The sequence below is a fragment of the Trichocoleus sp. AS-A1 genome (genome assembly GCF_039962015.1).
Lineage (GTDB): Bacteria > Cyanobacteriota > Cyanobacteriia > Cyanobacteriales > FACHB-T130 > FACHB-T130.
This window is the reverse complement of record NZ_JAMPKG010000008.1, coordinates 73,930-86,541: the sequence shown is the minus strand read 5'-3', so window position 1 is coordinate 86,541 and position 12,612 is coordinate 73,930. Positions and strand designations below refer to the sequence as shown.

Sequence of the window (12,612 nt, the reverse complement as noted above, 5' to 3'; positions counted from 1 at the left end):
TAATATTTACACTTGAAGCATTTCACCCATTATTTCAGATTCAAAAGGGTGTAGCCTCTACGCGATTAGATGCGATCGCGATCGGTGCGGATGTTTTGATCCCGAATGGGCAGATCGTTACTATTCACATCCAGTTCTTCTCGACGAAGCTGTTCTTCAGCATTAACCGTTTCACGATCTACTTCTTTTCTGATTCTGACTTCCTCACGTACAAAAGCTTCCTTTTGAATGTTAGGAGTTTCTTCGTAGATTTCCACCCGTGCAGCTTCCCCTTCCTGGAAGGCAGCTTCGCCCGGAGTAACAGCTCTTCCCGCATCTGCTGGAGTCACGCGCTCAACGATCACTCGCTCCCTTTCAATGGGGACTGAAACTCGCGCTGTCTCAGTTTCAACGTGTTTACCAACCGCTACCTCGCCTGTTTTCTGGCGGGTTTTATTAGCAATCAACCGTTCTTCGTACAACTTGAGGGTTTGATGATCCCGATCGTTCATATCGTACAAAGATGGCTCTTGCTGATAATTGTAGCGATCGCGATCGTAAGCTTCATAATTATCCTCAACAGGTACAGCACCTGCCATCGGAGCGGCGTAACTAGGTTCCACAACAGGTGCGCCCAAAGGTGCAGATGCATCTAAAGGTGTTGCTGTGTTTATCGGTGCCGATGTTTCCACAGATGGCTCTACCGCCGAGTTGCGATAAACTCCTCTCACCTGCTCTTCGTAATCGTAATCAACCTTGAGCTCGTCGCCAAATTCCGGTAAATTTTCTACTTGCTCTTTGGTAAGCCCAACAGCGTAGACGTGCCGATTATCATAGTCGATCCGAGAACGACCCACTGGTAGCAATACTTGCTTACCGAAAACCCAGAAGCCTGTATCAACAACTAAATAGCGGAAACGCCCCGATTCATCAACTAAGATATTTTTGACGTTACCAACCTTGTCATCGCTGATATCTGAATAGACGTCAAATCCCTTAACGTCTTCACCGCCAAAAGTGTCTTGATAGTCTGTGTCGAAATCTTCAAGCTTGTATAAAACCATGCTTTTCTTTTCCTCCAAATTTCTTGTGTATTTCTTATGTATCTATGCTAAAAGTCTCTACGCTGGCTCCATCTGGCTAGCGACTGACTTCAATAAATTCAATACATAAGCCCTAAAGAGGATGCACAATTATGGAGCATTTGCTCAGTTTTTGTCAGTTAATTATTAAGTAGAGATAAAAATAAGTTTTTTTTACAAATAATTACCAATTATCTTTCTATATTTGCTAATGAAAGCAACAAGTTTTGATTTTTTATCTCCCTTCAGACAGGTATGTATATATTTCAATGGATAGATATAGAATTTAATTAATAAACTCTTCAAAAGATTAAATTATTCTTAACCTAAGAGAAGCATCTAACATTTTTTGAATGAGATGAATTGCTCTTGCAATCTTAGATTCAATATTTTGTAAAACTAATAGACTGCTTCTGAGCTTTCCTTGGCCTTCTTTGCGCCTAAAGCGGAGATTGTGTACGTCAGCATCGCTTACGCAGTTTTTTTATTTCACAAGTCGAATAAGATTGCTACAGCAGTTCTAAATGATTCCCGAAGGCAAGATACCCAACTTCTAAGAAGTTGGGTATCTCAAGCCCTGAATCATCACAACTTGAGTAGGATTGCTGTATCTTGTGAACTTAATTGAGGTTGTAGTCGATCTTTGCAGATTAAAACTTACGCAATTTACTAGCCTTGGTGCCCCTGATATTTTAAGATTTGTAAATTTATTTAAGTCTGCTCGCCTATAAATTTTTTCTATCTTTGGTAGTAGTAGAAAATCTCGCTACATCTATTAAGTATAAGTACCTAAAATTCAATTGTTGAGCTGCTCCTTGAAATATCTTGATACGCTCTCTAGAAGAGCACTTACATAGCGCTTACGCTCTAGTAGCAGAGTACCCTAACTGGGCAGTTCAACAGCGCATCCGTGGAAGTACAGAGTTTGCAAAAACACTTTCTAGAGATTCCGTAATCTAACCCAAGCAAATTTGTAGTAATCTTTGGCAAGGTAATATTAACCAAGCAGATGTCACCATAGATAGATGCACGGTGCCCCTGTTTTGTACTACTGCTATCTGGAATTTTCAAACTATGGCTCCCCAAAACGGCAAGATTCGGTTCCCTCTGTGGCAGTTTCTCAATCAGCCCCTGTTTAGTTCCAAAACTAAATTAGTGCTCAATCCCCGCCGCTTCTCGTATTGTTACAGAATTCACCTTTTGGAACGCTGCTGGGTTAAAGATTACCAGCCAGGAAACCGCCGTCAGCACTAAACCGCCAAATTGCATTCAGTTGTCAGGAGCCAAGTTGAGACTGACCACCACAAGGTCTCTACAGAATCCAGGAGCCAGAATCTATCCTCAGTCTGACCCCTGGATTCTAAATAAGGCGAAAATTGTTATTTTAATTTATTAAGTTTAAACGCACTTCAGGTTCTAAGTGACGCCGCTGAACAGAGAAAATTGACTTTTGCTCGATCCGGAATCTAGTTCCCGCTTGCCGAATACTTTACTCAGATAGCTCAAACAGCCTGCGAATTCACCGTCAGTTATGGGTGAAAAGCCCCTGTAACCGTCGTGGGGAGCCGTTTTAGGCTCTCAGGAATGCACGCTCGCGAGCGATCGCATAAGTTTGGTTTTCCTCAAGCACGCTCGACAAGAAAAGTCATGGCATTACAATCGGCATATGGTAGCGGTATTACCGAAAGCCCAACCATTGAAATTTCTCAGGAAGTATTACGGTCTATCCTTAGCCGGATAGAATCTGAACTCCATAGCAGCGAAGTCTACAATCGTGCCTTGGCTGGGTTACAGACAATCTTGGGAGAAGCTGCTGGGAGTGCCCAGATTATGGTTAAGGCAGTAGGGAGAGAAGCCATCCGGCTAGCGTTCCAGCAGTTTGCGAAAACTTATAAGGTTGTCCCAGTCACATCTCCAGAAATTGGTAACAATCAACAAGAGCCGCAAGCCAGCACTCAGCCTCAAGAGTCATCAGTCCATAGCGAACAGTCATCCGTTAATCACCCAGAATCAACGACGAATGACTTAACTTTAACGAATGACCAAGGACGCAGTATGAATGCCTCACCTGCCGATTTAGTAGACATTACGCCACTGCCTCTGCCAACCAGCCCAGATCCGGTTTTTCCCAAACCACTCAAAAAGCTCTCTAAGGCGGAACTGGCAGCGCAAATCGCAGATGAGCAACGGCAAGAGTGCCTGCGTCAAATTGGTCAGCAATTAGGGCAAGCACGTCATGCACAGTCAATGACTCTGCGGCAACTTCACAATCAAACACTCGTGCCGCTTCATCACATTCAGGCTTTGGAAGTCGGTTGCTTCGAGCATTTGCCTGAGGATATCTATGTCCGAGGTTTTATTCGCCGGATGGGGGTCGCCTTGGGGTTAGATGGTGCTGCAATGGCTGCTTCCTTACCCGCGCCCGATCCTGCAAAATCTGTACTGCCTTCTTGGTACCGACCGAAATCAGTGCCAGGATTTGGATTTCAGCTCAATACAGTTCATTTATACGTGGGCTATGCTGCGCTAGTGGCAGGGGCAGTGGGGGGACTCGCGTTGATGTCAAACCATTCACAATCATCAGCGTCTGCTGATTCTCCACCGGATGTTCCTAACAACTCATCTGCTTCTGAGTCGCATCGTCCTGTGAAACCTGCTGCGAAACCCGGTTTAAAGGCGGGTCAGAAAGGAGTGGCGGTTGGGCCTGATATTGCTCCGCCTGAAGCAATTAGTCGTAATTAGTCATTTGTTATTAGTTATTGGCAGAAAAAACAACTGACTGCTGACTAACTAATGACAAGATTATCTCGATGGACGACGGTTTCTGCACCGGCGTAGCCTAAAATGGCAGGAATTTCTTCGGAACGGCGTCCACTAATTTGCTGTAGCTCGTCGCTGCTGTAGTTCACCAGCCCTCTAGCTATTTCCCGTCCTTGGGGGTCGCATAACTGCACAGCGTCTGACGCCTGGAAGTCTCCCTCGACTAGGGTAATCCCAGCAGCTAAGAGGGATTTTCCTGCCTGACTAATTGCCGCGATCGCTCCCTTATCCAGATATAGCTTCCCAGCGGGAATCAACCCGTGGGCAATCCAGCGCTTACGGGCATTGCCCATCGTGTCGCGGGGTTCAAACTGAGTGCCGAGGGGTTCTCCTTGCAAGATTTTTTGGATGTTGCGGGGAAATCGCCCTTCGGTGATGACTGTCCGAACTCCGGCGCTGGTAGCGATGCGGGCGGCAGTAATTTTTGTAACCATGCCACCTGTGCCCCATTGAGAGCCGCGATCGCCTGTTTGCACTTGTAATTCTTCCAGCTCATCAATGTGGTTTACTAGAGCGATTGGCTGAGCATCCGGAACTTGACGCGGATCGGCGGAGTACAGTCGGTCTACATCGGTCATTAAAAATAGCCAATCTGCCTCTATCAAGCTGGCGACTAGGGCTGAAAGCGTATCATTATCCCCAAATTTCAGTTCCTCTACGGCTACGGTGTCATTTTCATTCACCACGGGGATGACGCCCAACCGCAACAGTTCCCGAAAGGTGTTGGAGGCGTTGATATAAGCTGAGCGTTCTTTGAAGCTACTGCGAGTCAGGAGAACCTGGGCAATGGGTTGTTCTAAGGTTGTAAAAAAGTCATCGTATACGCGCATCAGGCGTCCCTGACCGACTGCTGCCACTGCTTGTTTGAGTGCTAGGGTGCGCGGACGTTGCACGAGTCCCAAGCGGGCGCAACCCACTCCGACAGCACCCGAAGAAACTAGCACCACTTTATAACCTTGCCGCCGTAAATCTGTGAGGGTTTCTACTAAGGCAGCGATGGTGGAAAGAGCCAGATGACCTGTTTCAGGCGATGTCAGGCTGGAAGTACCAATTTTGATGACAAGGGTTTGACTCACAGAAGAGAGGGGGCGCAGGGGAGTAGAGGGGAGGAAAAGCAGCTTGTCGAGACGCGATAAATCAGATGCGATTTATCGCGTCTGGAGGCTGGGAATTGGCAATGAGTGATTAGCTTCAGCCGATTTCCCATTCCAAATTGTAAAACGCCAGCTCCTCCATCTGGGAACTGACGCTTTACACAGGTATTCACGGGGATTAATGTTTAGGGTCTTTATATTGGCTGACCCCATTTGAACCATATGTATAATGCCAGGGATTTTTGACAATCGAGAATCTCATAATTATTTCTTTATATTTTGGTTTTTCAGGATTTGTCTGGATTTTTTAAGTTTTGTTGCTTTGCGGTGAACGAGACGCCCAAGGCTTGGGACATCCAGACCTCAAAGGTACGGACTGGATAAGAGCGCACGGCAAGCGCTGGGTCAAGCATCGGCTCGACGAGAATGGTAAACATACCGAGTCGGTTGCCTGCTAAAACGTCTGTAAATAAGCGATCGCCCACCATCCCCACTTGTTCAATAGGAAGGTTCATCGCGGTGACAGCCTGCCGCAGCTTGCGCCGCGATGGCTTAGCAGCGCTGGTAATGTAAGGCAAATTTAACGAGCGAGCGATGCCACTAATTCGGTTTTCGCTCAAGTTATTACTCACCAGCCATAGCGTCGCCACCTGTCTAATTTCCTTCACCCATTCCACGAGTTCTTCAGACGCCTCGGCTGCTTTTAGGGGTACCAGCGTGTCATCGACATCCAAGACTAAACCTTTGAGATGATATTGCTGGAGAAGATCGGGGGTCAGACTCACAATAGGTCTGCCCAGAATTAAGTCAGGCTGTAACCGTGTTACCCAGGACATAAGCAGTTTTTAATTGTAAGTGTGAGTTGTTAGGAGAACTCCCAGGTAAGAGCTTTTTCAACCCGGCAAAGTTATCAATGGGATTGCTAGTAGTTGCAAGTCCAACTTCCCCGATCTTAATTAGACTTATTGGCAGCTTGGCGACTAGACCAACCGTGGTACTGTTGTTAGCGGCTTTGTTGCCGTTGTTGGCGAATCGCGTTTGTAGCGGCTTGGTGTTCTTGTAGCGTCCGACTAAACACATGGGTGCCATCGTAGCGAGCCACAAAAAAGAGGTAGTCTGTTTTTTCAGGATTGAGAGTGGCTTTGAGACTTCCTAAGCCAGGGCTGGCGATGGGAGTTGGGGGCAATCCTGCGTTGAGATAAGTATTGTAGGGGGAGGCTGTCCTCACCTGAGCCAAAGTTAAGGGCTGATCCGCTGTTTGCCGAATGCCGAGTCCATACTCAACTGTTGGATCGGATTCCAGTCTCATCCCTTTCTGAAGGCGTTGTGTAAACACACCAGCAATCTGAGGGCGTTCGACCGGAATCACTGCCTCTTTTTCGACAATACTAGCCAATGTCACCCATTGAAGAAGAGGTATCTGGGTTTTGTTTGGCGCTTGTTGATAGATGGGGAGTGCCACCTGTTCAAAGCGATCTAGCATTTGTTTGATGATGGCTTGGGGGGTGATGCGATCGCTATTTAGCTTGTAGGTATCCGGGTACAAAAAACCTTCTAAATAAGGCAAATCCGCAGGTAGCCAAGGATACTGGTCTTTGGGAATCTGAGTTGCGGCAGTGAGAAATTCTTCGCTTTTGAAAAATCCCTGAGATTCAAAGTAAGCCGCCATTTGCTGAAGCGACCATCCTTCAGGGATTGTGAAGGAAAGCTGCACTACATCGCCCGTCCAAATTTTATCAGCGATCGCTGGCAGCGGCTGGGTGGGTGACAACTGGTAAGTCCCAGCTTTAAACCCACCCGGTCGCTTTTGCAAGTCCAACCAAAACGTCCATAGCTTCCAAGCATCAGCGGAGCGAATCAACCCTGCTGCTTCTAGATCGCGCCCTATCTGCTGCGCCGAGGTTCCTTGAGGAATCCGGATTAGCACTGATGTATCTTTTCCAGCATTCGCTGACGGTTGAGTTTCGGCAACGGGGGGCGCACTCGCCCAGCTCCACCACGCCCAACCCTGCCATGCACAGAGTCCAAGCGTTGCTGGGATTAAGGCGAGATAAAACGTCCATTTGGAGATGCGTTGGATTGCTTTCATCTTGATTGCGGGTAACAACCGCTGTCATGGAATTAAGAAGGCAAAATTAAAAATTAAAAAAAGAAAATTCTTCATATTTAATTTTCAATTTCTAATTTTTAATTCTTTACCTATTCCATTTCATCAAATAGCTGATCTTCCAGCAGCGGTTGCACTTTTTTAAATTCCTCAGGGGAAAGTAGCACTGGTTCACCCGCACTATTAATCCGCGCAAACAGTAGCAGCGGATCTAGAGGCGTGTATATTGTGTATTCTTGTTCTTTGTGATAAAAGCTGGCTAGAAACTGAAATTCCTCTGGTTCGAGCTGAGTATCGTCATCTTCGATTTCCAAGGTGAGGATTTCTTCCTCTTCAACCGCAGGCAGTTCACCGGCAACAGTCAGAGCAAATGCGGTTCGCTTTAAGGCGAGATTCCGCTCTGCCAGGACTGCTTGAGCCGTAGGAAAAACTTCGTCAATTTCGGCGTCGTCTTCGACTAAGGTGGCTTCTTCCTCCTCCTTCTCCTCGTCCCACGCCACAATTTCTACAGGTGAATCTACCGGCAGGAGGATGACGTATTCTTCACCATCTACTTCTATTGAATGCTCAATGTAACAACTAAGCGATCGCCCGGATTCATCCGTCAACGAGACGGTTTGGACGGAAGACCCATTCTCTTCAGGGGGTTGGGATGAGAACATTGCAGATATGCTGCTATCAACGTGAGATTGTGGACTAAAAAACTCCAACCCCAAAGTTTGCACACCGTGGGGAAGTAGCTTGCAAAAATCAGGATATCACGGCATAAGAGTTGTAGAGACGCTATACGTCAAGGAGGGACAATTTATCAATTGTCCCTCCTTGAGTTGAAAGATTCTTCCAAGCAATAGATTCGGTTACTGACAGACAAACACCTTCGCTTCGTACTCTGGCAAGTCAACTAGAGAGCCATCCTCTCCAGCTTCGATGCGGGAGTTATTCATCCAATCCTGCCACGTCCCAGAGGATGGGAAGTTAGGAATGCGATACCCTGACAGAGACTTATCTGAGAAATTCGCTACAACAACCACACGGGAACCGGGTTCGTTCCAACGGTAGTACGCCAAAACTTTCGCCTCTGGATTTTCGTGAAAATACTCAATGTTGTCGCTACAAAGAGCCAGATTTTCTTTCCGGAGAGCGATTAATCTTTTGTAATACTCAAACAAATCTTGATTTAAGTCTTGTGACAACAAAGGCCAAGCAATTTTCTTTGGCTGAGTCACGTTTTCACTTTTGCGCTGGTATTCTCCAAACTCTTCTCCCATCCAGAGCATTGGCACACCTACCGCCGTCATTAACAAAACAGCTCCTAACTTCGCTCTGCCAAATGCGGCTTTGTCAAAAATCCCGCGATCGCCTAATTCTCTCATCAAACGTTGGCGGTCGTGAGTTGCCAAATAATTCACTACATTCGTAGCAGCCGTATAACCCTGCCTTCTGGGATCTAAAACTTCCTTCAGTTTTTCTAATTCAAACATTTCGCCACAAATATGTGGAAGCACAAAGTAGCGAAAACTTTCATGCCAACAACCATCCAGCGGACCTTCTGGATAAACTACGGTTTTGGTATCGGGAATATGTTCGGCAATGTTGTAGAACGGCTTAGGAGCAGTATTTTTCTTGGCTTGCTTCGCAAGCCAATCCAAAAATTCATAATTTGCCAATTGGCGCACGGCATCAAAGCGAATCCCATCAATGTGATATTCCTGAACCCAGAAACGCACCACATCTCCGACGTATTTCCAAGCAGGCTTAACATCTAACTTTTCGTCGTAGTTGTCGTAGTTAAATTCTGGTCCCCAGTAATTACCCGGGTCTTCTGGATAATGCATATGCTCGTAATACCAGTAATTCCGGTCAATCAGCATTAACGGGCATTCTTCATCTGTGTGGTTATAAATCCCATCCATGAAAACGCGAATGCCTCGACCATGACACTCGTCAATAAACCGCTTCAAATCTTCTGTGGAGCCGTAACTGGATTCTGTAGCGAAGTAGTGGCGGACTGTATAGCCCCAATTGTAATCACCGGGATACTCATTTACTGGCATCAATTCGATGGCATTAATTCCGAGTTCGCTCAAATGATCTAACTTAGCGATCGCGTCTTGGTATTTGCCTCGCTGGTGTGGGTCATCTTCACCACCGGAAAAATCTGCAACGTGCATTTCATAGATGACTAATTCGTGATTGTCTGGCAAGAGCGTATCGTCATGCTGCCAAACGTAAGTATCAACAATTCGCTTCCCATCTTTGATCCGCGCGACACTGTGGCCTCTTGCTTCATCAACGTCTGTAGCGTATGGGTCGATTACATCCACCCATTGATCGGGTTCAAATTTTGGGCTTTTCGATTGAACTCGAAATTTATATTGATAAATGCCATCCTCCAAGTCTACCTGGGTTCGGAAATAGCCATCCTTACCTTTTTCCATTGGAATGTTTTTCCAGTTAGAAAAAGAGCCGATTAACGCCGCTCCTTGGTTGCGAGGAGCAAATAAATTGAATTCAACTGCTGCCATAAAACCTTTTAATGAAGTAGATTCGCTTACTTAGTTGACCAATGGTTCTTTGCAAACTTTTTTGAAGCCTGCATTTATAATTTTAAAGTTTAGTAATGAATTATACTGAATTATCTATCTTGAGAAATAGCAGAACATTAATAAAGTTTGTATCTTCAAAAACAAAATTAACTAACTTCCGGATTTTTATATCTGGAGTAGTAGACAAAAACTGTTTTCTAAACTTTAAGAGATAGGTTTAAAAAGACTGCAAATAAGGCTAGCGAGAGATGTCAATTCAGAGATGAATAGGGAAGATCGGGTCATAAATAACAGCTCAAAGGAGCTGAAGATGGGTACATTACAATGGCTTCCCCTACTTTCTACTCTTAGTCTCGGTCTTGCATTTATCATGCTTGCTTACTGCTTTGCAGCAGTTACTATCTAGTTTTTCCTAGAAAGAGATTGTCTGATTAATCAATTATTTCTAAGCTGAATTAAGGAGTTTCAAATGTTGAAACAAATGTGTTGGTTGCCAGCGATGGGAGTCAGTGGAGAAAAGTTGTTGCATTTACGAACCGCACCCAATCAACCGTGGCGACCTTATACGGCTTTTCCCGAATATGCTGTACCAGACTATCCAGTTCCAGGCGGTTCTAAGGGTTGGGCAACCTACCAAAAATTAAGATGCGAAGGTTGGGCTTTAGCACCCAGTACGCAGAGTCAGCAACTGAAAAGTGCTTAAAATTATCCACTGATTTTTAGGCAATGTATCTAATAGAGTTGTTGCTTCATTAGCTTTATGGGTTTCGGCTCTCACGTCTAGTAAGGGTTGAAACTTCGCTTCTTAAAAAGCAAGGCTCTAATCAATACTTATTTTAGGAAATAATTGTTTTCCTAAACCTATCCATTTAATACCATTCGAGTTGTGAGGCAGTATATTAACGAATAATTCAATTCCCCAATCCACGCTGCGCCATAGCAGAGCATTAGCGCAGCGGCTAACGGGGAGTAAAACGAGACTGGCAGGTTCACTGTATAGACACAGTAGTTTTTTGCTTTTTTAAGGGCGGCAAAGAGAAGCTACTGTTCAAGGCTTTGGAAAGTTTCGATTACTGCCAAACTAATACTTTGGCTTCGTAACTTCCTAAGTCGAGCTGGATGCCATCCTCCCCTGCTTCGACATCATAATCGCCAGTCCATTCGTGCCAGGTTCCTGGTTCGGGGAAGTTAGGAACGTGATAGCCTCCTAGGAAATTGTCAGAGAAGTTTGCAAGAACGACAACACGAGAACCCTCGCCATTCCAGCGGCTGTAGGCTAATACCTTTGCTTCTGGATCTTCATGGATAAAGTCAATATTTTCGGTGTAGAGGGCATGATTATTTTTACGGAGATGAATCAAGCCTTTGATAAATTCAAACATTCCGCGATTGAGGTCATGACCTAAGAGCGTCCAATCAATTTTTGCTTGTTCAGTTGTTTTGTATTTATACTCTCCGAACTCTTCACCCATCCACAGCAGAGGTACGCCGACAGCGGTCATATTGATGACAGAACCTAACTTTCTCCGCTTAAATGCTTCTTCATCCAAAATGCCGCGATCGCCTAACTCAGCTAAAACATGATTGTGGTCGTGATTCGTCAGGTAATTCACAACATTCGTAGCACCCATGAAGCCTTGCCGCTTGCAGTCAATGGCATCCTTGAGACGCTCTAAGTCAAAGGTATCGCCGCAGATATGTTCTAGAATGCAGTGATAGAAACTGTCATGCCAGCAGCCATCCATTGGTCCATCTACATTCGTAATGCTGGGGGTTTCAGGAATGTGTTCGGCAATATTGTAAAACGGCTTTGGCCCAGCTGCATTTTTTGCTTCCTGAACAATCCAGTGCATGAAATCGTAGTTGGCAATTTGTCTGGCTGCATCGTAGCGAATGCCATCAATGTGAAATTCCTGAATCCAAAAGCGCACGGTATCGCCAACAAACTTCCATGCAGGCTTAAGATCTAGATTTTCATCATAGTGTTCATAGTTAAACTCTGGCCCCCAGTTATTATCAGGGTCGCGCGGAGAATGATGGTACCAATAATCGTGGTCTATTTGCGTCAGTGGACTTTCTGCTTCTGAGTGGTTAAAAATTCCGTCCATAATGACGCGAATTCCACGACCATGACACTCATCAATTAGGTTTTTTAACCCTTCAGTTGTGCCATAACTGGATTCTGTAGCAAAGAAGTGACGAGGATTATAGCCCCAGCTATGGTCCCCTGGATACTCCTTCACTGGCATTAACTCAATGGCATTAACTCCTAACTCGCATAGGTAATCTAATTTTTCTACAACGTGTTCGTATTTGCCTCGAGCGTAGGGATCATCTTCACCACCGGAGAAGTCGCCAACGTGCAATTCGTAAATGACTAATTCGCGATCGCTTGGCAGTGGCTTATCGTCATGTTGCCAAACGTATGTATCCACAATCCGCTCACCATCTTTAATTCTCACAACACCGTTTTGGGTGGGATTATCAATATCGGTGGCGTAGGGGTCAACTACCTCTATCCATTGATCTGGTTCAAAGAACCAAGATTTGGATTGAACACGGAATTTGTATTGATAAACTCCATCTTCCAGTTCAACTGTGGTACGGAAATAACCATCATTACCTTTTTTCATTGGGATGCTTTCCCAGTTAGAAAAATCCCCAATTAAAGCAGCTCCATTGTTATAGGGAGCAAATAAATTAAATTCAATCGGAGTTGCCATAGAAGTGTTTGGAGTTTGATGAAAAAAATGCTTAGAGCAGTATTTTCTCCTTTTCATCCCGCTGAGGTATCGTTCTTGAGAAATAAAGTTGCCTCTGGTGCCCTAATTCCCAGGAGAGAAGTGGTAATGAATGCTAAAGGTAATTTAAGCTGAATTTCAGCGATTAATAGCGATTAATGCCGAATTTAGCGTTATTGTTGCGATCGGTTGTAGAAAAAATTTACCTATTTCAGTTGGCTGAAATAGGGGAGAACCCCACCC

General features: G+C 45.2%; 9 protein-coding genes. 2 read left to right on the top strand and 7 right to left on the bottom strand.

Annotation, left to right across the window (positions count from 1 at the left end):
- Positions 1–65: 65 nt before the first annotated feature.
- Positions 66–1,043, bottom strand: a complete 978-nt coding sequence (locus tag NC994_RS08380) for a DUF2382 domain-containing protein (RefSeq protein WP_190432709.1) — start codon at positions 1,041–1,043, stop codon at positions 66–68.
- A gap of 1,602 nt (positions 1,044–2,645) precedes the next feature.
- Between NC994_RS08380 and NC994_RS08375 the strand changes: the two genes are divergently transcribed.
- The gene (locus NC994_RS08375; RefSeq protein WP_190432707.1) at positions 2,646–3,803 is read left to right on the top strand and encodes a helix-turn-helix domain-containing protein; all 1,158 of its coding nucleotides are present in this window, start codon (positions 2,646–2,648) and stop codon (positions 3,801–3,803) included.
- A 44-nt stretch (positions 3,804–3,847) separates the two neighbouring features.
- On the opposite strand, the gene proB is transcribed toward NC994_RS08375, so the two are convergent.
- From proB to NC994_RS08350, 5 genes are all read right to left on the bottom strand, one after another.
- Positions 3,848–4,957: a glutamate 5-kinase gene (gene proB / locus NC994_RS08370; RefSeq protein WP_190410784.1), complete on the bottom strand. Its 1,110-nt coding sequence runs from the start codon at positions 4,955–4,957 to the stop codon at positions 3,848–3,850.
- A 305-nt stretch (positions 4,958–5,262) separates the two neighbouring features.
- Positions 5,263–5,811 (bottom strand): YqeG family HAD IIIA-type phosphatase, encoded by a 549-nt coding sequence (locus NC994_RS08365; RefSeq protein ID WP_190430624.1) that lies wholly within the window; start codon positions 5,809–5,811, stop codon positions 5,263–5,265.
- A 167-nt stretch (positions 5,812–5,978) separates the two neighbouring features.
- Positions 5,979–7,064: an endolytic transglycosylase MltG gene (mltG, locus tag NC994_RS08360; RefSeq protein ID WP_190410786.1), complete on the bottom strand. Its 1,086-nt coding sequence runs from the start codon at positions 7,062–7,064 to the stop codon at positions 5,979–5,981.
- A gap of 110 nt (positions 7,065–7,174) precedes the next feature.
- On the bottom strand, positions 7,175–7,744 hold the full coding sequence (locus tag NC994_RS08355; protein WP_190410787.1) for a DUF3727 domain-containing protein: 570 nt from the start codon (positions 7,742–7,744) through the stop codon (positions 7,175–7,177).
- A 195-nt stretch (positions 7,745–7,939) separates the two neighbouring features.
- Positions 7,940–9,607, bottom strand: coding sequence for an alpha-amylase family glycosyl hydrolase (locus NC994_RS08350; RefSeq protein WP_190432705.1), 1,668 nt, complete (start codon positions 9,605–9,607; stop codon positions 7,940–7,942).
- 490 nt (positions 9,608–10,097) lie between these two features.
- On the opposite strand from NC994_RS08350, the gene NC994_RS08345 reads away from it, so the two are divergent.
- A complete protein-coding gene (locus NC994_RS08345; RefSeq protein WP_190410789.1) occupies positions 10,098–10,331 on the top strand; it encodes a hypothetical protein in 234 nt (77 codons plus the stop codon).
- A 367-nt stretch (positions 10,332–10,698) separates the two neighbouring features.
- On the opposite strand, the gene NC994_RS08340 is transcribed toward NC994_RS08345, so the two are convergent.
- A complete protein-coding gene (locus NC994_RS08340) occupies positions 10,699–12,351 on the bottom strand; it encodes an alpha-amylase family glycosyl hydrolase (protein ID WP_190432702.1) in 1,653 nt (550 codons plus the stop codon).
- Positions 12,352–12,612 lie beyond the last annotated feature (261 nt).